Origin of the sequence: Agromyces cerinus subsp. cerinus (assembly GCF_900142065.1) — a bacterium.
Classification (GTDB): domain Bacteria; phylum Actinomycetota; class Actinomycetes; order Actinomycetales; family Microbacteriaceae; genus Agromyces; species Agromyces cerinus.
In genome coordinates this window covers 113,023-131,641 of record NZ_FSRJ01000005.1, presented here as the reverse complement: position 1 = coordinate 131,641, position 18,619 = coordinate 113,023, and the positions used below count along the sequence as shown (strand labels likewise).

Genomic DNA, 18,619 nt, shown 5'->3' with positions numbered 1-18,619 from the left:
GGGGTCGGGCGTTCGCCGCGCTCATCGTCATTCCGACGCCGTAGGGTGGGCGTACATATCGGACCGGAGGTCGACATGGCACGCAGCGACGTTCCCACGAGCACCACGCCCCGCACGATCGCGCGTCTCGCGCTCGCCGCGGGCCTGGTCTTCGCCGGGGTGAGTCACCTCTTCTGGGCGCGCAAGGAGTTCCGCTCGCAAGTGCCGTCGTGGGTGCCGATGGATGCCGACGGCGTCGTCGTGGCATCGGGCGCGGTCGAGATCGGGCTGGGCGGGGCGCTTGTCGCGCTGCCCCGCGATCGTCGGCGCATCGGCTGGATCGTCGCCGCGTTCTTCGTCGCCGTGTTCCCGGGCAACATCGCGCAGTTCACCGAGAAGCGAGCCGCATTCGGCCTCGATTCCGATCGTGCACGGGGCATCCGTCTGCTCTTCCAGCCGTTGCTCGTGGCGTTGGCGATCTGGTCGACCGCCGAGGCGCGGCGCTGACGTGGGTGGCCCAGAGGGTGGGGCCATGCCGGTAGTCGCCGATGCACGTGCCGAGCTCATCGCGCTGTGCGAGCGCGGGCTCGAGTGGCATCTCGACCAGCCGAAGCGGCGAGCGGATGCCCCGGCGCTGCGCCCGGCCGCGGTGCTCGTGCTCTTCGGGGTGCTCGACGCGGTGCCCGCCGGCACCGGCGGAGCGGTGGCGGCCGACCTCGACGTGCTGCTGCTGCGCCGGGCCGCGACCCTCGGCAGCCACCCGGGGCAGATCGCCTTCCCTGGAGGGCGGCTGGAGGCATCCGATGCCGGACCGGTGGCCGCCGCGATCCGCGAGGCCCGTGAGGAGACCGGGGTCGAGGTCGACGGCATCGAGCCGCTCGGCACGCTGCCGCCCATGCCGGTGCCCGTGAGCCGGCATCTCGTCACGCCCGTGCCCGCGTGGTGGACCCGCCCGTCGGAGGTGGCGGCCGTCGATCACGACGAGTCCGTCGACGTGTTCCGCGTGCCCGTGGCCGAGATGCTCGACCCGGCGAACCGGGCGATCACGCAGCTCACCTTCGCCGACCGCACCTACCGCTCGCCCGCGTTCACGGTCGGCGGCCGCCTCGTCTGGGGTGTCACCGCGCTCGTGCTCGCCCGCATGTTCGACGAGCTCGGCTGGGCTGTGCCGTGGAACCAGGAGCGCGTCGTCGAGCCCGACGACCTGTAGAGCCGCTGGCGCGGAGGCGGCCGGTCGTTCGGCTACGCGTTCGGGTTCGTCGCCGCTCCGTCGAGCCAGAGCGTGTCGGTCTCATCGCGGTGCACGCCGTCGGTGCCGACGTGCTTGGTGCTGATCTGCGGGCCCTTGGTGATGACGTGCACGAGTGCCATCGCGTGCCCCTGTCCGAGCCCGTAGTCCTCTTTCAACCACGCCACGATGGGCGTCGCCTTCGTTCCCGCGCCGAACCCCTTCTCGGTCGCGAGCTCGACGAACTGGCGCGGCGTGAGGCCGGTCTTCTTCTCGATGTTGTCGAGGTAGGCCTGGAATGACATCTGACGGTCCCTTCGCGGATGCCACCGCGGCATCCCCCTCGAACAGACTCGGGGGCCGGGGCATCCGCTCGCCAGTGTTTCGACCTGGGTCGAAACATCGGAGGAGCGCTGGTCAGAGGAAGGAGTAGAACGCCGCCTGGCCGAACCCGATGAGTGCGTTCAGGATCTCTGCGCCGCCGAGGGCGGCGCCTGCGGCCGCGAATCCCTTCGGGGCGCCGCGACGCAGGAGCACGATCAGGCCGAGCACGAGGGCCGCGATGCCGAGGATGAGTGAGAGCGCGTTGGCGAACACGCCCATGCCGCTGATGAGCGAGTACGCCGACGGCATTCCGGTGCTGATCATCAACGGTGCGATCAGGCTCAGCAGCCGCGTCATCAGCACGGCGGCGGCGCCGATGATGAAGGCGATCACGCCGAGGAGTCGGAAGTTCATCGGGGCGCCCTGGGCGGCGGTCGGTACGGATTCGCTCATGCGCCCATCATGCCCGACCGGCGTCATGCGCTCGTGGCGTCTGCGGGTGGTGCCAGAGTGAGCACATGCGACGCATCGGAGCGATCTTCCAACCCGCATTCCCACCCGAGCGGCTGCGCGCCGCCGTCGAGGCGGCCGATGCAGGGGGAGTACCCGAACTGTGGCTCTGGGAGGACTGCTTCCAGGAGTCGGCGTTCGCCACGGCGGCCGCCGCGCTTGCGTGGACCGAGCGGCTGCGAGTCGGCATCGGCGTCGCGCCGATGCCGCTGCGCAACGTCGCCGTGACCGCCATGGAGATCGCGACCATCGAGCGCATGTTCCCTGGCCGACTGCTGCCGGGGGTCGGCCACGGCGTGCAGCGCTGGATGGCGCAGACCGGCAGCCGGGTGGCATCGCCGCTGACGCTCATGCGCGAGTACGTGCCCGCGCTGCGGCGACTGCTCGCCGGCGACGAGGTCACAGTCGACGGCCGCTACGTGAAGCTCGACCGCGTGCAGCTCGACTGGCCGCCCGCCGACGCACCGCCCGTGTACGCGGCGGGTGAGGGCCCGAAGACGCTGCACCTGACCGGCGAGGTCGCCGACGGCACTGTGCTCACGGGCGGCACCACGGTCGAGCGCGCGGCCGAGGCGCTTGCCGCGATCGCCGCCGGCCGCACCGCCGCCGGCCGCGACGGGCGCAGTGAGTCGGTCGTCTACCTCATGGCGGCGTTCGGCGGCGGCGACGCCGAGGCACGCGTCGCGCACGAGCTCACGCAGTGGAACATGCCCGAAGACCAGCGCTCGGCCGCCGTGGGCGACGCCTCGGCCGTCGCCGAGATCGCCGAGCGCTACTTCGCCGTCGGTGTCGACGCGGTCGTGCTGCAGCCGACCTCCGACGAGCCCGACCTCGAGGGGTTCATGCGCGCCGTCGGCGAGGTCGCCGGCATCGTCGCGCGCTGAGACCGCCCGCCGGGTTCGATGACGAGGGCGGATGCCTCGGGGCCGCGAGCCCCGAGGCATCCGCTCAGTGTCGCGCGCCGCGTCAGGCGGTGCGTCGGCGGCGCACGACGAGCGCCGTGATGCCGGCTGCGACGAGGAGCACCGCGAGGAGGGCCGGCAGCACGGCCTGCACGCCGGTGCTCGCGAGACCCGATCCTCCGCCCTGGGCGCCGTCGCCCGGAGTCTCGGGCGTCGGGTCGACGGGGGTCGGCTCGACCGGGGCATCCGTCGCCGTGTTGGTGACCGTCACGAGGGTCGACGCGCCGTCGGCGATCGTCACCGTCTCGGGGCTGAAGACCGGCGTGCCCCACGCCACGCCGTCGATCTCGGGCAGGTCGATCTCGGTGAACTCGACGACTGTGCCGATGGGCAGGCCCTGCGGGCCGTCGACCACCACGCCGTCGGCGCGCACGGTCACGGTGCCGGTGACGGGCTCCCCGTCGAGCAGGTACCGGTACTGCACGGTGTACTCGGTGCCCTCGGGAACGAGCGCGGATGCCTCGCCGCCGAGCGCCTTCGCGACCGAGAAGCCGCCGACCGCGCTCGGCGCGTTCGTGTTCGCCGTGTTGGTGACCGTGACGTGCACGACCTCGCCCGAGGCGATCGTGACGACCTCGGGGCTGATCGTCGCGGGGCCCCATTCCACGCCGGGGACCGACGGCAGGTCGACCTCGGTGAGGTGCACCACGGTGCCGTCGGGCAGGCCCTGGGGGCCGTTCGCGACGGTGCCGTCGGCCCGCAGCGACAGCGTGCCGGTGACCTCGCGGCCGTCGAGCTCGGAGTCGTAGGCGAGCGTGAAGACGGTGTCGCCCGGCACGAGCGCCGCGCCGCTGCCGGTCACTAGCTTCGAAGCGCTGAAGCCGCCGCCGCAGCCGAGCGAACCGCCGCCGGTCCAGGGGTAGTTGTGGTGCTCGTTGCCGACGCCCGAGTACGTCAGGTCGCCGCCGACGTGCATCCTGCCGTTCGTGCTCGCCGTCACCTCGGTCGTCGCGGTGGGGGCGAGCACCGAGCCCATGAACTGGCTCGAGCCGCCGAGGAGCAGCGACGTGGCGTCGGTGACGTTCCAGAGGATGCGGGATGCCGCGTTGCCGAAGTTCGGACTCGAGAAGGCGTCGACGCGCTCGCCGTTCAGCGAGAAGTAGTTCGGGGCGAACGACACGTCGTCGCCCGTCACGTTGATCAGGATCGGCACGTCGGCGGGGATGGCCTCGAAGAACACCTCGAAGGTCGAGGCGAGGTCCGCGCCGTCGACGTCGAACACCTGCATCGCGTCGCCGGGAGTGCCCGTGAAGGTCACGCGCCCGAACGCGACCGATGTCGTGCCGGTCGCCGGGAGCGCGCCGAGGGTCGTCGAGGTGCCGTCGACGACCGACTGGAAGTCCTCGTTCGGGGCCATCGCGGCAGCTCGGCCGAGGTCGACGGTGAGCGTGGCGCCGTACAGGTCGAAGGCGCCCGTGGCTGCGCCGCCCGCGGCGACCGCACCGCCGCCGTCGACGTTCGCTCCGACGTGCACGCTCGTCGTGGGTGCGACGGTGAGGTCGCCGCCGACCGCGAGCATGGTCGTGCCGCCCGGGGGCACGATGCCCGAGCCGACGCCGACGCTGCCGACGTTGAACACGCCGCCGTTCGCCTTGTCGAAGACGGCATCGCCCTGCACGAGCAGCAGGCCCTCGGACTCCGCGGCGCTGCCGGTCGCGAGGTAGTCGCCGCCGGCGAAGACCGCGACGTTGGAGTCGGTGTAGGCGGGCACGTTGCCGATGCCCGGCATCTCGCCGGGCGGCGGGCAGAACGGCACAGGGGCGACCGCGGCTGCGCGTGGCGCGGCCGTCGCGGGGGCGGCTCCGAGGGCGACCGCGCCGATCAGGGCGAGGCCGGTCGCGGATGCCGCGGCGATGACGGTGTGCAGGGGGAAACGGGCGCGCTGGCGCGCGGAAGCTCGGGTGTTCACTGGTCTCCGGGGGGATCGAAGGTCGAGACGACGGGTACCGCCTCACTGGAGAGATGACGCCGTGACGTGATCATGACGTCGAAAGTAAGGACTCTTGGCGTTCTCTCAGGTTTCGACGGGCGAGCTGCGCTCGCCGCGGGCCTGTGGAGAATTTCCCCCGCCGTCGGTGGGAGCTGCGAGTATCGAACGGATGCCCACCTTCGCAGCGTATGACGGAACCGAACTCGCCTATCACCTGCACGGAGACGGGGCGGCAGAGCGGCCGCTGGTCTGCGTGCCCGGCGGCCCGATGCACGACTCCCGATATCTGGGCGACCTCGGAGGCCTCTCAGCGCAGCGCGGACTGCTCATGTTCGACCCGCGCGGCACCGGGGCGTCCGACGCTCCATCCGACCTGTCGTCGTATCGATGCGACCGACTCGTCGACGACCTCGAGGCGCTGCGCGTGCACCTCGGGTTCGACCGCCTCGACGTGCTCGGCCACTCTGCCGGCACGAACCTCGCCGTCATGTACGCGGCGAGGTACCCGCAGCGCATCGAACGGCTCGTACTCGTGACCCCGAGCGCCGCTGCGCTCGGACTGACGGTGACCGCCGAGATGCGCCTCTCGGTCGCGGGCCTCAGGGCGGCCGAGCCGTGGTTCGCCCCGGCATACGCCGCGTTGCAGGCGATCATGGCGGGCGACAGCGACGACTGGCAGGCGATCGACCCCTTCATCTACGGGCGGTGGGATGCCTCTGCGCAAGCGCATCGAGCCGCCGACGAACGCCATCGCAACGACGAGGCGGCGGCCGTGTTCGCCGCAGACGGGGCGTTCGATCCCGAGTCGACCCGTGCCGCGCTCGCCGACCTCGCGGCCCCGGTGCTGCTCGTCGCGGGTGAGACCGACCTCAACTCCCCGCCCGCCATGGTCGCCGAGCTGGCCGCGTCGCTGCCGCGCAGCGAACTCACCGTGCAGCCCGGCGCGGGCCACTTCCCGTGGCTCGACGATCCGGCGGTGTTCACGGCGGCGGTCGACGGGTTCCTCCGCGAAGCATCCGGCGCCGACGAAGCATCCGGTGCAACCGAACGGGTCGCGGCCGCACGCTGAGGCTCAGGCTCCGACCGTCAAGCGCACCTCGATCGTGTCGCCGACCTCGAGCTGCTCGGCCGTGCGCACCCACGCCTTGATGGGCACGATGTAGCCGCCGTCCTTCGGCCAGAGTGAGCTCTGCCATTCGCTGCCGCCGATGCGGACGGTGACGGGGACCATGCCCCAGCCGTAGGTGATGAGCGCCGCGACCGCCTCGATGGCGGCGCTCTCGTCGTCGGGCACCGTCACGAAGTGCCATGGCGCCGGACCTCGCCAGTACCAGATCTCGCCATCGAACGTGAGCTCCACCGGTTCAGGATACGGCCCGCCGCGTGACGGGCGAGCCGATGCCGCGGCTATTCCCGAGCGACGCGCCGAGCGGCAGCCGCGTGCACGAACGCGGCGAGTTCGGCGGCCATCGACTCGGGCTCCCAGCCGTGCTCGCTTCCCGGCATCGCCTTCCATGTCGCGCCGGGGATCGCCGCGGCGATGGACTCGGCGGCGGGGGTCATGATGTCGTAGGTCTGCTCGCCGACCATCGCGAGCACCGGCACCCGGATGCCGCCGAAGAGCTCGGCGTGCGGCGCGGACTCGGCCCAGGCGAGCGATTCGCCGTCGGGGCGCAGGCTCGGGGCCTGCTCGATCATCGCGGGGATGCCGCGGACGATCTCGAGGATCTCGGGCGGCATGTCGCGCATGTACGCGTCGAGAGCGCCGCCGTTGTCGCCGGCGTCGATCAGGCGGTTCACCTCGTCGGCCCATTCGCGCCCGCCGCTGTCGGGCGGAGCCAGGGGCGCCTCCCAGAGGGCGAGGCCGTCGACGGCGAGGCCGGCGACCGCCGCACGCAGCGAGATGGAGCAGCCGGAGGAGTGGCCGCAGAGCACCGCGCTGCCACCGGCGGCGTCGATCAGCGCCTCGATGGCCGCGAGTTCGCGTTCGAGGGTGATCGTGCCGTCGGCGGCGCTCTCGCCGCGGCCGACGCGGTCGTAGACGATGGCCGTGACGCCGAGGCCGGCGAGGCGCTCGGCGGTGCGGGTGGTCTCGGGGTCGATCGCCCGCCAGGGGCCGGCGCCGGCGACGAAGACGAGCGCGGGCCCGTCGCCATGGCGGTCGTAGGCGATGCGATCCCCGGCAGTGGAGACGACGAACTCGGACATTGCGGTTCCTCTTTCCCTGAGACGATGCTCGAACTGGACTGACCAGTGTGATTCAGTCAAACTAGACTGTCCAGTACTGCGCGTCAAGAGGAGAGTGCCATGGCCACCACGAACGAGCTATCGCGTTCGGAGCGGAAGCGCCGCGCCATCCTCGCCGCCGCGGAAGACCTCTTCCTGCGGAACGGGTTCCTCGGCACGAGCATGGACGAGCTCGCCGAGCTGTCGGAGGTCTCGAAGCAGACCGTATACGCGCACTTCGGCAGCAAGGAGTCCCTGTTCGTCGAACTCGTCTCGTCGATGACCGCCGGGGCGGGCGACGGCCTGCACGATCACGACGAGCACCCGGCGCCCGACGGTGATGTCGCCGGGTACCTCGCCCGCTACGCCGCCGATGAGCTCGCCGTCGTGATGACCCCGCGCCTGCTCAAGCTCCGCCGACTCGTCATCGGCGAGGTCGAGCGGTTTCCCGACCTCGCTCGCGCGCTGTACGAGCACGGTCCGTCGCGCGCCATCCGCTCGCTCGCCGTCACGATGGCCGCGCTCGCCGAGCGGGGGCTGCTCTCGGTCGACGACCCGATCGAGGCGGCGACCACGTTCAACTGGCTGATCATGGGCGCCCCCATGAACGAGGCGATGCTGCTCGGCGACGGAGCGATCCCCGATGCCGCGGCGCTGCAGCGACACGCGGCCCACGCCGCGCGCGTCTTCGTGGCGGCGTACGGGGTCGGCGACGGCACTCGCTGAGCGATCGGCTGCCGCCGGACCGCCGGACCGCCGGGCCGCCGGACCGCATGTCGGACGCCGGTGGGAGACTGGCCCCGTGCTGCTCGATGAACTCGTGCTGACCGCCGACACCGTCGCCTCGACCCGTTCGCGCCTCGCGAAGATCGAGGCGCTGGCCGAGCTGCTGCGCCGACTCGAACCCGACGAGATCGCACTCGCCGTCGGGTTCCTCGTGGGCAAGCCGCGGCAAGGCCGGGTGGGTGTCGGATGGCGCGGGGTCGCTGCAGCGACCGGGGAGCCCGCCGCCGAGCCCTCGCTCACCGTCGGCGAACTCGACGCCGTGCTCGACCGGCTCGCCGCGGCATCCGGTGCCGGATCGTCGGGGGAGCGGGCCCGTGAGCTCGCCGAGCTGATCGGCCGGGCCACCGACCGCGAGCAGGGCTTCATCGGCCGGGTGCTGCTCGGCGAGGTGCGCACCGGCGCGCTCGAGGGCGTCGTCACCGACGCGATCGCCCGGGCGGCTGAACGCCCGGTCGACGTGGTGCGCCGTGCCGCGATGCTCTCGGGCGACCTCGGCGAGACGGCCCGGCTCGCGCTCACCGGCACCGAGGCCGAACTCGCCGCCGTGGGCCTCGTCGTGGGTCGGCCCGTGCTGCCGATGCTCGCCGCCACCGCCTCGAGCGCTGCCGCCGCGCTCGAGACCACGGGCGAGGCGTCGGTCGAGTACAAGCTCGACGGCGCGCGCATCCAGGTGCATCGCGCGGGCGACGAGGTGCGCGTCTTCACTCGCAACCTCGCCGACGTCACCCGGCGGCTGCCCGAAGTGGTCGACGTCGTGCGGCGCCTGCCGGTGCACGACGTCATCCTCGACGGCGAGACGCTCTCGCTCGACGAAGACGGCGCACCACGCCCGTTCCAAGACACGATGTCGAGCTTCGGCGCCGAGTCGGCGAGCGAGACGGTGCTGCATCCGTGGTTCTTCGACGTGCTGCACGTCGACGGGCGCGACCTGCTCGACGAGCCGCTCGCGACCCGGCTTGCCGAGCTCGAGCGCATCGCGCCCGGGCATCGCATCCCGGGCGAGGTCACCGCAGACCCCGAGGTCGCCGATCGGGTCTCCCGCGACGCGCTCGCCGCGGGGCAGGAGGGCGTCGTGGTCAAGGCGATCGGTTCCGCGTATGCGGCCGGGCGCCGCGGCTCGAGCTGGATCAAGGTCAAGCCCGTGCTCACCTACGACCTCGTGGTGCTCGCGTGCGAGTGGGGGTCGGGGCGGCGCACGGGCTGGCTCTCGAACCTGCACCTCGGCGCGCTCGACCCGAGCGGCGAGTTCGGCGAGCCCGGCGGCTTCGTGATGGTGGGCAAGACCTTCAAGGGCCTCACCGACGAGCTGCTGCGCTGGCAGACCGAGCGGTTCCCCCAGATCGAGACCCGGCGCACCGAGCACACCGTGTGGGTCGAGCCGAGCATCGTCGTCGAGATCGCGATCGACGGCGTGCAGCGGTCGAGCCGGTACCCGGGCGGCATCGCGCTGCGGTTCGCACGGGTCAAGCGCTACCGCGACGACAAGACCGCGGCCGAGGCCGACACGATCCAAACGCTGCGCGGCCTGCTGCGCGGGTGAGACGAGGTGACCCGCTCACGGCGTGATCGAGTCGACGAAGGCGTGCGCTTCGCCCGCGACCTCGCGCCAGCGGTCGACGCCGTCGTCGAGGGGCACCACCGCCCACTCGCGCATGGGGCGGCCGCGCATGACCATGTTGTCGAGCTCGAGTTCGTCGATGCGGGCCTCGGGCAGCTTCACCACGAGGCTGCCGCTGTTCGCGACGAATGCGAAGAGCTTGCCCCGCACCGAGATGCCGTCGGAGCCGAACATCCGGCCGATCGCGACATCGGGGAGCGCCAGCAGCTCAGGCGCGATCTCGTCGAGCCGGGCACGGCCCGACTCGCGTCCACTCACGCCCCGGCCTCGTCGACCGTGCTCATGTCGACGCCCGTCACCGGCTCGCCCGCCCGCTCGTAGACGAGCTGGACCGACCCCTTCGGGAAGGCGAGCGGGGGTTCGACGAGCGCGAACGCCGCGGGAACGGTGCCCTCGGCGAAGAGCCGCTTGCCCGTGCCGAGCGCGATCGGATAGAGCCAGAGGTTGATGCGGTCGACGAGGTCCTCTCGCAGCAGGGTGCGCACGAGGTCGCCGCTGCCGACGACGTGGGTCTCGTCGAAGCGGTCGCGGATGCCGCGCACCTCCGCCGCGACCTCCGTCACGACCGTCGTGCCGGCCCACGACGGGTCGGTCAGGGAGTGCGAGGCGACGAACTTCGGCACGGCGTTGAACCTGGCTGCGATGGGGATGTCGTCCGATTGGAACGGCCAGTACGCGGCCCAGATGTCGTAGGTCTTGCGGCCGAGCAGCAGCGCGTCGACGCGCTCGATGTTGGCGCCGATCGCCGCGCCCGACTCGGCGTCGGTATACGCGCCCTGCCAGCCGCCGAACGGGAACCCTCCCTCGGTGTCCTCGTCGCGGCTGCCCGGCGATTGATACACCCCGTCGAGCGTGACGAAGAGGTCGACGACGATGACTCCCATGGCGTGCTCCTTCCCCTGCACCCTCCCCATTGTTCGCCGCGATGCCCATGAGGGGAACCCCCTTCGAGCTCAGCCGGCGAGGGCCGCTCGGATCTCCTCCTCGATGAGGTCGGAATTGATCGTCATGCCGGCGAGACTGCCGGCACCTGCGGCGATCGGCACGCTCGCCCCCGGGTTGACGACGTTGCCGGCGGCCCACACGCCGGGAACGCTCGTGCGGCCGGTCGGGTCGACGCCGACCCAGTCCGCATCGCCGAACGCGGGGGCGGTCGTCGCACCGAGGCCGGTCAGCAGGGCGTCGTTGGGAACGGGCCGGGGGCCGAGGAAGATCGCATCGAGGGCGATGACCGCGTTGTCGACGAGCCGGATGCCGCTGAGCCGGCCCGCCTCGTCGGCGGCCACGCTCGCCCAGACGCGCGGCTCGACCGCGATGCCGCGCGCGAGCATGCCGGCCGAGGCGTCGCCGTCGAGCTCGGCCCCGTTCGTGAAGAACGTGACCGACGGCGACCACTGCCGGAGCATCTGCACCTGGTGGAGGCTGCGCGGGCCGGTCGCGAGCACGCCGATGCGGCGATCGCGCACCTCCCAGCCATCGCAGAAGGGGCAGACGACCGCGCCCGTTCCCCACTGCTCCGCGAGGCCGGGCAGCTCGGGCAACTCGTCGCGCAGGCCGGTCGCCACGAGCAGTCGGCGTGCGACATGACGCTCGCCTGAGGCCAGGCTCACGGCGAAGCGGGGCCCGCCCGATGCATCCCCATCGGTTGCCTCGGCGCTCGCGACCTCGGCGCCGCGCACGACCCCGCCGTAGCGTGCCACCTCGTCGCGCCCGCGCTCGAGCAGCTCGAGCGGCGACCAGCCGTCGCGACCCAGCACGCCGTGCATGTGCGCGGCGACGCCGTTGCGTGGCGCGCCCGTGTCGAGCACGAGCACGCGCCGCCGGGCGCGCACGAGCATGAGCGCGGCGCTGAGTCCAGCGCTGCCGCCGCCGACGATGATGACATCCAATGGTTCCGGTTGCATGCCACCAGACTCGCGGTAACCTGAGCGATTGGCAACGACTGTTGCCGAAGCGGCAAGGAGCGCAGATGGCCCACGACCTCGACACGATGCTGAGCGCCGTCGCGCCGAGGCTGCGCGAGCTGCGCCGTCGCCGCGGGTACACCCTCGCCGAACTCGCCGCCGAGACCGGCATCTCGACGAGCACCCTCTCGCGCCTCGAATCGGGACTGCGGCGGCCGACGCTCGAACTGCTCATCCGCATCGCAGCGGCCTACCGGGCGAACCTCGACGACCTGGTCGGCGCGCCGCAGATCGCCGATCCCCGCGTGCACCCGAAGCCGTACTACCGGAACGGCACCGCCATCATCCCGCTCACCCGGCAGAACCCCGATCTGCACGCCTTCAAGATGGTGCTGCCGGGGCATCCGCCCGACCGGCCCGTCCCGCAGCGCGCACACGAGGGGTACGACTGGATCTACGTGCTCAGCGGTCGCGTGCGACTGGCGCTCGGCGACGAGGAGATCCTGCTGGAGCCCGGTGAGGCCGCCGAGTTCGACACACGGGTGCCGCACGGCCACGCGAGTGCGTCGACCGAACCGGCCGAGATCCTCAACCTGCTGAGCGTGCAGGGCGAGCGGGTGCACGCGCGCAGGGGCGTGAACACGCCATAGGAGCCTCATCGGCGGCGCACAGCACGACCATTGCGCGGCTGCCCATGCTGGTGCTCCGACGAGATCCGAGGAGCAGTCCATGACGACCGACCGGCCCACGACCGACCCGCGCTGGATCGACGAGCACGGCGACGAGATCGACGAGGACCACCGCGGCCTCGTCTACGACATCCGCACGCTCGTCGACCGGCGCCGGATGCTCGGCATCTTCGGCGGCATCGGGCTGACCACGCTCCTCGCCGCCTGCTCGGGCGGCGAACCGGCGCCGAGCGCGAGTGCCACCGGCGGCGGCACGGCGAGCGCGACACCGAGCCCGTCGGCGTCGGCCGCGGCATCCGGACCGCTCGACGAGGTGCCCGACGAGACCGGGGGGCCGTACCCTGCCGACGGCTCCAAGGGGGTGAACGTGCTCGACGATTCGGGCATCGTGCGCAGCGACATCCGCTCGTCGTTCGGCTCGTCGACGACCGTCGCGCAGGGCGTGCCGCTCACGATCGAACTCACCGTGCGCGGTGCCGCCACCGGCAGCGCCCTCGTCGGCGCCGGGGTCTATCTCTGGCATTGCGACCGCGACGGCGACTACTCGCTCTACTCGCGCGGCATCGAGAACGAGAACTACCTGCGCGGCGTGCAGGAGACCGATGCGATGGGCACGGTGCGCTTCACCTCGATCTACCCGGCGTGCTACTCGGGCCGGTGGCCGCACATCCACTTCGAGGTGTACTCCGACGTGGCGAACGCCGTCGCGTCGGGCCCGATCGTGAAGACCTCGCAGATCGCTCTGCCCGAGGAGGTCAACGGCCTCGTCTACGCGACGAGCGGCTACGAGCAGAGCGTGCGGAACATCTCGCAGGTGAGCCTCTCGAGCGACAACGTGTTCCGTGACGACGGCGGCATCCACCAGATCGCGAGCATGTCGGGCTCGGTCGCCGGCGGATACACCGCGGCGCTCACGATCGGGGTGTGATCGTCGCGGAGTACGGCCGGAGACCGGTGGCGGCGCGATCGGCGATCTCGGCGGGAGCACCGGAGACGTCCACCGTGATGCCGGCCTCATCGGCTGCGAGCGGCTCGAGTGCGGCGAGCTGGGAGTCGAGCAGGCTCGCCGGCATGAAATGGTCGACGCGGGCGGCCGCCCGCGCAGCGAGCAGCGCGTGCGAACCGTGCAGGTGCACGAACACCGTGGACGGCGCGGCGAGGCGGAGCCGATCGCGGTACGAGCGTTTCAGCGCCGAGCAGGCCATCACGATCCCCGTGGTCGCGGCATCGAGCTCGGCGCCGACGCTGTCGAGCCACGGCTCGCGGTCGGCGTCGTCGAGCGCAGCGCCGGATGCCATCTTCTGCACGTTCGCCGCCGGGTGCAGCTCATCGGCGTCGCGGAACGGCACGCCCAACCGCTTGCCGAGCAACCGGCCCACGGTCGACTTGCCGGCCGCCGAGACACCCATGACGACGATGCGGATACCCATGCCGCAGTTCTAGCAGGTGCGCCCCGGTCCTCGCCGGGGAACGTCACCGCGCGGCAACGCCGAGCCGTTCGCGGATCGCAGCCTGATTCGCGCGATCGCCCGCCGAGTCGGCGAACCCGAGCGCCCGCTCGAGCAGGATCGCCCGCCGCCCCGGCTCCGCGCGATCGGCCTGGAGGATCAGGCTGCGGGTCGTGCACCGCACGTCGCCGAGCCGCCGGAAGACGTCGACGAGTTCGTCGACGCCCGTCGAGACGTCCGGCACCTCGAGCATCTGCTGCACGAGTTCGGCATGCGCGAGCTCGTGCTCGTTGTGCGTCGCACGCGCGTAGTCGGCGCACTCCGCAGCCCACGCGACCGCCTGATCGGGCTCGAGGCCCGATTCCGCCGCCGTGAGGGCCATCATGTATCGGGCGTTGCTGACGTGGGTGGCGTCGCCCGCCCGGTCGTACCCGCGCATCGCGGCGTCGAACTCGGCGATGGCGGCCGCCGCGTCGGCGAGCTCGGGGCCGCGCACGGCGATGCCCCGCATCTGGTGCACGGCGGCGAGCTCCCAGTCGTCGTGCAGGGCGAGAGCGAGCCGCTCCGCGATCGCGAGGTGGCCGACGGCGTCTTCGGTGCGACGCCGGTACGCGGCGGCGAGGCCCGCGAGATGGTGGGCCGCGAGCTGCGACCGCTCGTCGTCGGCGATCGCGAGGGCGCGTATGGCGAGTTCGTCGACGAGTTGCACGTCGAAGTACGAGAGCGCGTTTCCGATCGCGAGCAGGTCATCGGCCGAGGCCGACGACAGCAGGCGGTCGTCTCGTGCCGCCATGGCGAGCGTGCGCACGCTGTCGACATCCGATCCGTACTGCTCGATGCCGATCGCGAGGTCGGCGGCGAGCGGCAGGGCGCACGGATGCCCCGCGGCCAGTGCCCACCGCAATGCCGCGTTCACCTCGGGGCACATGTGGGTCGACAGGCTCATCGCCTCGTGACTGTCGTCGGTGCGGGCATGCACGACGAATCTCGATGCGAGGCCGGCGTAATACTCGGCGTGCCGCTCGAGCACGTCACGCACGTCGGCGGGGTCGCTGCGCGCGAGCACGTACTCCCGCATCACCGCGAGCAGCCGGAACCGGCGCGGGTGCCCGCCGGCGGGCACGAGCATGGAGTGGTCGAGCAGTCGGAGCACGACGCCCTCGGCGCCGGGGTGCGTGACCACGGCGGCCAGGTCGACGTCGAAGGTTCGGGGGAGTGCGCCGAGGCGGCAGAGCACCTGCTGCTCGTCGTCGGTGAGCAGGTCCCACGTCCAGTCGAACGCCGTGTCGAGGGTGCGGTGCCGGCCCGCCGGCACGGCGCGGTCGAGGGTCGCGAAGTCCCGCTCGAGGCGGGAGGCGAGCTCGGCGAGGGAGAGGTGGCGTGCGCACGCCGCGGCGAGTTCGATCGCGAGCGGCAGCCCGTCGAGCCGTGCGGCGATCTCGCCGGCGAGGTCGCGTTCGGCCGGGGTCGTGACGAGACCCCGGGCACCGAGGCGCTCGAGGAGCATCTCGGTGGCCGCGGCATCCGTGCCCGATGCGTCCAGCGGCGCGAGGCTGTGCACGCGCTCGCCGCCGTCGCCGATCGGGGTGCGCGAGGTGGTCAGCACTGCGAGCCCCGGGGCGCTCGTCAACAGTCGGCCGACGACCTCGCCGACCGTCGGCCCGACTCGGTCGACGTTGTCGAGCACGAGCAGGTAGGGGCGGGCGCCGAGCGCCACCGCGAGGGCGGCGGTGATGTCGGTGCCCTGGCTCGACTCGAGGTCGAAGGCGCGAGCGATGCGTGCGACCACGTCGTCCGACTCGGCGTGCTCGAGTTCGACGACGACCGGTGCCCGTTCGCCGTGCCGCCGGCTCGCGAACTCGAGTGCGAGCCGCGTCTTGCCGACGCCGCCGGGCCCTGCGATCGTCGCCCATCCGCTCTCGTCGACGAGGGCGGCGACCGCGTCGAGATCGGCGACCCGGCCGACGAAGGCGTCGCGCGGCAGGCGAACGGATGCCTCGTGCCGCTCGCCCGCCGCTGCGACGAGCGCAACCCGGCTCTCGGCGCCGAGCTTCCGCCGGAGACTCGCGATGTGGCTCTCGACCGTGCGCACGGAGATGAACAACTCCGCTGCGATCTCGGGGTTGCTGAGGCGCCGCTCGATGGCGGCGAGCACCGCGCGTTCGCGGGGCGTGAGCGATTCGCCCGCCACGACGCCCAGTGTAGACGCGAGGATCGCGCGCCGCACCGGGCGTGTGGTGTCGTCGGGGACTCGGGTCACGAGGCGACGGGGGTCGGTCCTCCGTGGTGGCCGGATCCGGAGACTGCGGCTGTCAAGAGGGCGAGGCGGCGGCGCCACCGCACGAGGAACGGCGGGCGCGAGACATCCGTCACCTGCGGCGCCTCGTTCTCGGTGGCGCGTTCGGCGATGAGCCGGCGCCGCTCGAGTTCGCGGTTCAGGCGCTCCTCGCCGCGGTGGTGCAGTTCGAACACGAGGTAGTCCTCGCTGAGATACATGATCTTCCTTCCGGGGGGTTCGCCGACCGCGGTCAGGCTCGGCGGGCGGTGACCAGCAGGTACTCCCACTGCAGGGCATCGCCGGTGGTGCGGAGACCGTGGGAACGGGCGAGCTCGACGAGCGCATCGTCGAGGGCGCGAACCTGGTCGGGGTCGTCGGCGATGCGGCCGTAGACGGCGATCGTCGGTCCGTAGTTCCGCTTGAAGTAGTCGCGGAACGCCTCTGGTGATGCGAAGTGATCGATGGTGACGCTCTGGCGTCGTGCCTCGAGCTCCTCGACGTCGGTGCCGAGCAGTTCGCGGACGTGCTGCTCGTCGCCCCACAGCGGAGCGGGCTCGGCACCCTCGGGCAACGGCGCGGCGAAGGGCTTCATGGTCTTGAACATCTGGCCGATGAATCCCTCGGGCGTCCAGCTCAGCACGCCGATCCGGCCGCCGGGGCGGGTCACGCGCAGCAGTTCGCCGGCCGCGCGACGGTGGTGCGGCGCGAACATGACGCCGACGCACGAGACGGTCGCGTCGAATGCGGCGTCGTCGAACGGCAGCGCTTCGGCGTCGGCCTCGCGCCACTCGAGCTCGGCCCCGGCCTCCTGCGCGCGGCGTCGACCGGCGTCGAAGAGCTCGGGGGCGAGGTCGCTCGCGACCACGGAGCCGCCGCGGAGCGCGGCGGGGATCGCCGCGTTGCCGGATCCGGCGGCGACGTCGAGCACGCGGTCGCCCGGGTGCACGCCGACTGCGTCGACGAGCACCGGGCCGAGGCTCCAGATGAGGTCGGCGGCGAGCGTCGGGTAGTCGCCCGACGCCCACATCGCCCGGTGCTTCGTCTTGAGCACCCGATCGGCCGTCGTCGGGTCGATCTCGGTCTGGCCGGACTCGGACGGGGCGGTGGCGGTGGCGGTTGCGGTCGGTGTGGGCGATGGTGAGGCCTGCGAGGCACGTGAATCAGTCATGGGGGCAAGCGTGCGCGCCGACGGCCGCCGCCACATCCGTGCTGAACACTGAGATTTTCTCAGTGCCTGCGCTGGGCGAGCCTCAGGGTGCGGCGCTACTCGGCGAACTCCTGCACGATGACATCGGATGCGTGGATGCAGACCATGCGCAGGCGGCTCGCGCCCGTGGCGACGAAGCGGTGCCAGGTGTTCGCCGGTGCGGTCGCCGTGTCGCCCGCGGTCGCGACGAACTCGTGCTCGCCGATCGTGATCCGCACCTCGCCCTCGAGCACGATCCAGGTCTCGGGGTACGGGTGGCGATGCAGGTCGGGGCCCTGCCCGGGGTCGTTGTCGACGAGGAAGTACGAGACGGCGGCCCCGTGATCGCGTCCCTCGAAGCGCAGCGTTCGGCCGGAGCCGAGTCGAATCGCGTCGGCGGGCACGATCGGCGGGATCGAAGCGGTGGTGGTCATGAGTCGTCCTCTCGTCGAACACGGGCGGTGGTTCCGATGGGAACAGGCTCCCGCCCGCGGCATCCGGCTCGGTAGCATTTCGATGTGGATCGAATGTTCGCGGACTTCCAGCTGGCGCCCGACGACATCTCGGCGATCAGATTCGGCATCTCGCCGGGGCACGAGCTGAGTCACGCGATACGGGTGCTGCAACGGCCCGAGGAGCAGCCGCTGCAGTGGGGCTGGCTGCGGAGTGTGCGCGGCCGCGTGCCGCAGGACGCGTTCGAGCTCCTGGCCGTGATCATCGGCGAGGCCGGCTACTTCCCCGACTTCCTCACCGCGACTCCGACCTGGGACCTGACCCCGGCCGACGAGGCCGAGCGGCTCGCGACGGTGCCCGCCGAACTGATGTGCGCCGACCTCACGAAGATGCTCGCCCGATCGACGGGCGCTCGGCGCGTTGCCATCGGCCGCATGGTCGAGCAGCCGCTGCACGCGCGAGCCATGATCGCCGAGGCGTGGAGCGAGGTGTGGCAGGCCGTGCTCGCGCCCGTCTGGCCGCAGCTCGAGCGGCTGCTGCGCGCTGACATCGCCGTGCGCGCCCGTCGGATGACGACCGAGGGCATCGCCGTGATGGTCGCCGGCCTGCACGAGTCGGTCGCCTGGCAGGGGGACGTCGTGCGGGTGCGCCTCCGCAGGCACCGCGAGCTCGTGGACTGCCGGGGGAGCGGGCTCGTGCTCGTGCCGTCGGTCATGGGCGGCCTCGGATGCGCGGTGCTCACCGAGCCGCCCGCTCAGCCCACGCTCTTCTACCCGGCTCAGGGGGTCACCGAGACGTGGGCGAAGGACCCGGAGGCCGCCTCGCGGTCGCTCGGTGCGCTCATCGGTCCGGCACGCGCCGGGATCCTCCTCGCCGCGCACGACCCGCGCACCACGACGCAGGTCGCGGCCGACGGCGGGCTCGCGCTCTCGACGGCGTCGCATCACCTCACCGTGCTCCGCGAGAGCGGACTCATCGCGAGCGAACGCCACGGCGCGCGGGTGCTGCATGTGCGCACCCCGCTCGGCGAGGCGCTGATCGGGGCCACGATCTGAGACGAGCGGATGCCGCGGCTCGCGCCGCGGCATCCGCCCGTGT

At 72.1% G+C, this 18,619-nt stretch carries 22 protein-coding genes; 9 read left to right on the top strand and 13 right to left on the bottom strand.

Going from position 1 to position 18,619, the window contains the following annotated elements; all coding sequences use genetic code 11:
* The first annotated feature begins 75 nt into the window (after positions 1–75).
* Positions 76–486: a DoxX family protein gene (locus tag BUR99_RS18000; RefSeq protein ID WP_074261777.1), complete on the top strand. Its 411-nt coding sequence runs from the start codon at positions 76–78 to the stop codon at positions 484–486.
* A gap of 25 nt (positions 487–511) precedes the next feature.
* Positions 512–1,189 (top strand): NUDIX hydrolase, encoded by a 678-nt coding sequence (locus tag BUR99_RS17995; protein ID WP_074261776.1) that lies wholly within the window; start codon positions 512–514, stop codon positions 1,187–1,189.
* A gap of 32 nt (positions 1,190–1,221) precedes the next feature.
* Here BUR99_RS17995 and BUR99_RS17990 read toward each other — a convergent pair whose 3' ends face one another.
* Positions 1,222–1,512, bottom strand: coding sequence for a DUF4287 domain-containing protein (locus BUR99_RS17990; RefSeq protein WP_074261775.1), 291 nt, complete (start codon positions 1,510–1,512; stop codon positions 1,222–1,224).
* Between the two features lie 112 nt (positions 1,513–1,624).
* Positions 1,625–1,984: a hypothetical protein gene (locus BUR99_RS17985; RefSeq protein WP_074261774.1), complete on the bottom strand. Its 360-nt coding sequence runs from the start codon at positions 1,982–1,984 to the stop codon at positions 1,625–1,627.
* A gap of 65 nt (positions 1,985–2,049) precedes the next feature.
* Between BUR99_RS17985 and BUR99_RS17980 the strand changes: the two genes are divergently transcribed.
* Complete coding sequence (locus tag BUR99_RS17980; RefSeq protein ID WP_074261773.1) at positions 2,050–2,925, top strand: LLM class flavin-dependent oxidoreductase; 876 nt, start codon at positions 2,050–2,052, stop codon at positions 2,923–2,925.
* Between the two features lie 82 nt (positions 2,926–3,007).
* On the opposite strand, the gene BUR99_RS17975 is transcribed toward BUR99_RS17980, so the two are convergent.
* Entirely contained in the window at positions 3,008–4,912 is a 1,905-nt protein-coding gene (locus BUR99_RS17975) for a choice-of-anchor A family protein (protein ID WP_074261772.1), read from the bottom strand.
* A 190-nt stretch (positions 4,913–5,102) separates the two neighbouring features.
* Between BUR99_RS17975 and BUR99_RS17970 the strand changes: the two genes are divergently transcribed.
* Entirely contained in the window at positions 5,103–6,002 is a 900-nt protein-coding gene (locus BUR99_RS17970; protein ID WP_074261771.1) for an alpha/beta fold hydrolase, read from the top strand.
* A gap of 3 nt (positions 6,003–6,005) precedes the next feature.
* Here BUR99_RS17970 and BUR99_RS17965 read toward each other — a convergent pair whose 3' ends face one another.
* Complete coding sequence (locus tag BUR99_RS17965) at positions 6,006–6,293, bottom strand: DUF1905 domain-containing protein (RefSeq protein ID WP_074261770.1); 288 nt, start codon at positions 6,291–6,293, stop codon at positions 6,006–6,008.
* Positions 6,294–6,340: 47 nt separating this feature from the next.
* The gene (locus BUR99_RS17960; protein ID WP_074261769.1) at positions 6,341–7,141 is read right to left on the bottom strand and encodes an alpha/beta fold hydrolase; all 801 of its coding nucleotides are present in this window, start codon (positions 7,139–7,141) and stop codon (positions 6,341–6,343) included.
* A gap of 99 nt (positions 7,142–7,240) precedes the next feature.
* On the opposite strand from BUR99_RS17960, the gene BUR99_RS17955 reads away from it, so the two are divergent.
* Both BUR99_RS17955 and BUR99_RS17950 read left to right on the top strand, forming a co-directional pair.
* Positions 7,241–7,885, top strand: a complete 645-nt coding sequence (locus BUR99_RS17955) for a TetR/AcrR family transcriptional regulator (RefSeq protein WP_074261768.1) — start codon at positions 7,241–7,243, stop codon at positions 7,883–7,885.
* A gap of 76 nt (positions 7,886–7,961) precedes the next feature.
* Positions 7,962–9,485, top strand: coding sequence for an ATP-dependent DNA ligase (locus BUR99_RS17950; RefSeq protein WP_074261767.1), 1,524 nt, complete (start codon positions 7,962–7,964; stop codon positions 9,483–9,485).
* Between the two features lie 15 nt (positions 9,486–9,500).
* Here the strand turns inward: BUR99_RS17950 and BUR99_RS17945 are convergent, their stop codons facing one another.
* The 3 genes from BUR99_RS17945 to BUR99_RS17935 all read right to left on the bottom strand — a co-directional run bounded on the left by BUR99_RS17945 (position 9,501) and on the right by BUR99_RS17935 (position 11,467).
* A complete protein-coding gene (locus tag BUR99_RS17945; protein ID WP_074261766.1) occupies positions 9,501–9,821 on the bottom strand; it encodes a hypothetical protein in 321 nt (106 codons plus the stop codon).
* Positions 9,818–10,447 (bottom strand): dihydrofolate reductase family protein, encoded by a 630-nt coding sequence (locus BUR99_RS17940; RefSeq protein ID WP_074261765.1) that lies wholly within the window; start codon positions 10,445–10,447, stop codon positions 9,818–9,820. Before BUR99_RS17940 ends, BUR99_RS17945 begins: the two co-directional genes overlap by 4 nt.
* A gap of 69 nt (positions 10,448–10,516) precedes the next feature.
* The gene (locus BUR99_RS17935) at positions 10,517–11,467 is read right to left on the bottom strand and encodes an NAD(P)/FAD-dependent oxidoreductase (RefSeq protein ID WP_074261764.1); all 951 of its coding nucleotides are present in this window, start codon (positions 11,465–11,467) and stop codon (positions 10,517–10,519) included.
* Between the two features lie 65 nt (positions 11,468–11,532).
* Between BUR99_RS17935 and BUR99_RS17930 the strand changes: the two genes are divergently transcribed.
* Both BUR99_RS17930 and BUR99_RS17925 read left to right on the top strand, forming a co-directional pair.
* The gene (locus BUR99_RS17930; RefSeq protein ID WP_074261763.1) at positions 11,533–12,117 is read left to right on the top strand and encodes a helix-turn-helix domain-containing protein; all 585 of its coding nucleotides are present in this window, start codon (positions 11,533–11,535) and stop codon (positions 12,115–12,117) included.
* Positions 12,118–12,196: 79 nt separating this feature from the next.
* The gene (locus BUR99_RS17925; protein ID WP_084184134.1) at positions 12,197–13,084 is read left to right on the top strand and encodes an intradiol ring-cleavage dioxygenase; all 888 of its coding nucleotides are present in this window, start codon (positions 12,197–12,199) and stop codon (positions 13,082–13,084) included.
* On the opposite strand, the gene BUR99_RS17920 is transcribed toward BUR99_RS17925, so the two are convergent.
* The 5 genes from BUR99_RS17920 to BUR99_RS17900 all read right to left on the bottom strand — a co-directional run bounded on the left by BUR99_RS17920 (position 13,068) and on the right by BUR99_RS17900 (position 17,502).
* The gene (locus tag BUR99_RS17920; RefSeq protein ID WP_074261762.1) at positions 13,068–13,586 is read right to left on the bottom strand and encodes a gluconokinase; all 519 of its coding nucleotides are present in this window, start codon (positions 13,584–13,586) and stop codon (positions 13,068–13,070) included. The genes BUR99_RS17925 and BUR99_RS17920 overlap by 17 nt on opposite strands.
* Positions 13,587–13,629: 43 nt before the next feature.
* Positions 13,630–15,795 carry an ATP-binding protein gene (locus BUR99_RS17915; protein WP_074261761.1) on the bottom strand — a complete coding sequence of 722 codons (2,166 nt, stop codon included), beginning with the start codon at positions 15,793–15,795 and terminating at the stop codon, positions 13,630–13,632.
* 65 nt (positions 15,796–15,860) lie between these two features.
* Positions 15,861–16,100, bottom strand: coding sequence for a hypothetical protein (locus tag BUR99_RS20590; RefSeq protein ID WP_074261760.1), 240 nt, complete (start codon positions 16,098–16,100; stop codon positions 15,861–15,863).
* A gap of 32 nt (positions 16,101–16,132) precedes the next feature.
* Positions 16,133–17,050 (bottom strand): class I SAM-dependent methyltransferase, encoded by a 918-nt coding sequence (locus BUR99_RS17905; protein WP_084184132.1) that lies wholly within the window; start codon positions 17,048–17,050, stop codon positions 16,133–16,135.
* A gap of 95 nt (positions 17,051–17,145) precedes the next feature.
* Positions 17,146–17,502 carry a cupin domain-containing protein gene (locus tag BUR99_RS17900; RefSeq protein ID WP_074261759.1) on the bottom strand — a complete coding sequence of 119 codons (357 nt, stop codon included), beginning with the start codon at positions 17,500–17,502 and terminating at the stop codon, positions 17,146–17,148.
* Positions 17,503–17,595: 93 nt separating this feature from the next.
* Between BUR99_RS17900 and BUR99_RS17895 the strand changes: the two genes are divergently transcribed.
* Positions 17,596–18,576: an ArsR/SmtB family transcription factor gene (locus BUR99_RS17895; protein ID WP_074261758.1), complete on the top strand. Its 981-nt coding sequence runs from the start codon at positions 17,596–17,598 to the stop codon at positions 18,574–18,576.
* The last annotated feature ends 43 nt before the right edge of the window (positions 18,577–18,619 follow it).

Coding starts and splice junctions, on each gene's coding strand:
- BUR99_RS18000 (WP_074261777.1), top strand. CDS start 76: ATGGCACGCAGCGACGTTCCCACGAGCACCACGCCCCGCACGATCGCG.
- BUR99_RS17995 (WP_074261776.1), top strand. CDS start 512: ATGCCGGTAGTCGCCGATGCACGTGCCGAGCTCATCGCGCTGTGCGAG.
- BUR99_RS17990 (WP_074261775.1), bottom strand. CDS start 1,512: ATGTCATTCCAGGCCTACCTCGACAACATCGAGAAGAAGACCGGCCTC.
- BUR99_RS17985 (WP_074261774.1), bottom strand. CDS start 1,984: ATGAGCGAATCCGTACCGACCGCCGCCCAGGGCGCCCCGATGAACTTC.
- BUR99_RS17980 (WP_074261773.1), top strand. CDS start 2,050: ATGCGACGCATCGGAGCGATCTTCCAACCCGCATTCCCACCCGAGCGG.
- BUR99_RS17970 (WP_074261771.1), top strand. CDS start 5,103: ATGCCCACCTTCGCAGCGTATGACGGAACCGAACTCGCCTATCACCTG.
- BUR99_RS17960 (WP_074261769.1), bottom strand. CDS start 7,141: ATGTCCGAGTTCGTCGTCTCCACTGCCGGGGATCGCATCGCCTACGAC.
- BUR99_RS17955 (WP_074261768.1), top strand. CDS start 7,241: ATGGCCACCACGAACGAGCTATCGCGTTCGGAGCGGAAGCGCCGCGCC.
- BUR99_RS17940 (WP_074261765.1), bottom strand. CDS start 10,447: ATGGGAGTCATCGTCGTCGACCTCTTCGTCACGCTCGACGGGGTGTAT.
- BUR99_RS17935 (WP_074261764.1), bottom strand. CDS start 11,467: ATGCAACCGGAACCATTGGATGTCATCATCGTCGGCGGCGGCAGCGCT.
- BUR99_RS17930 (WP_074261763.1), top strand. CDS start 11,533: ATGGCCCACGACCTCGACACGATGCTGAGCGCCGTCGCGCCGAGGCTG.
- BUR99_RS17925 (WP_084184134.1), top strand. CDS start 12,197: ATGACGACCGACCGGCCCACGACCGACCCGCGCTGGATCGACGAGCAC.
- BUR99_RS17920 (WP_074261762.1), bottom strand. CDS start 13,586: ATGGGTATCCGCATCGTCGTCATGGGTGTCTCGGCGGCCGGCAAGTCG.
- BUR99_RS20590 (WP_074261760.1), bottom strand. CDS start 16,100: ATGTATCTCAGCGAGGACTACCTCGTGTTCGAACTGCACCACCGCGGC.
- BUR99_RS17905 (WP_084184132.1), bottom strand. CDS start 17,050: ATGACTGATTCACGTGCCTCGCAGGCCTCACCATCGCCCACACCGACC.
- BUR99_RS17900 (WP_074261759.1), bottom strand. CDS start 17,502: ATGACCACCACCGCTTCGATCCCGCCGATCGTGCCCGCCGACGCGATT.
- BUR99_RS17895 (WP_074261758.1), top strand. CDS start 17,596: ATGTTCGCGGACTTCCAGCTGGCGCCCGACGACATCTCGGCGATCAGA.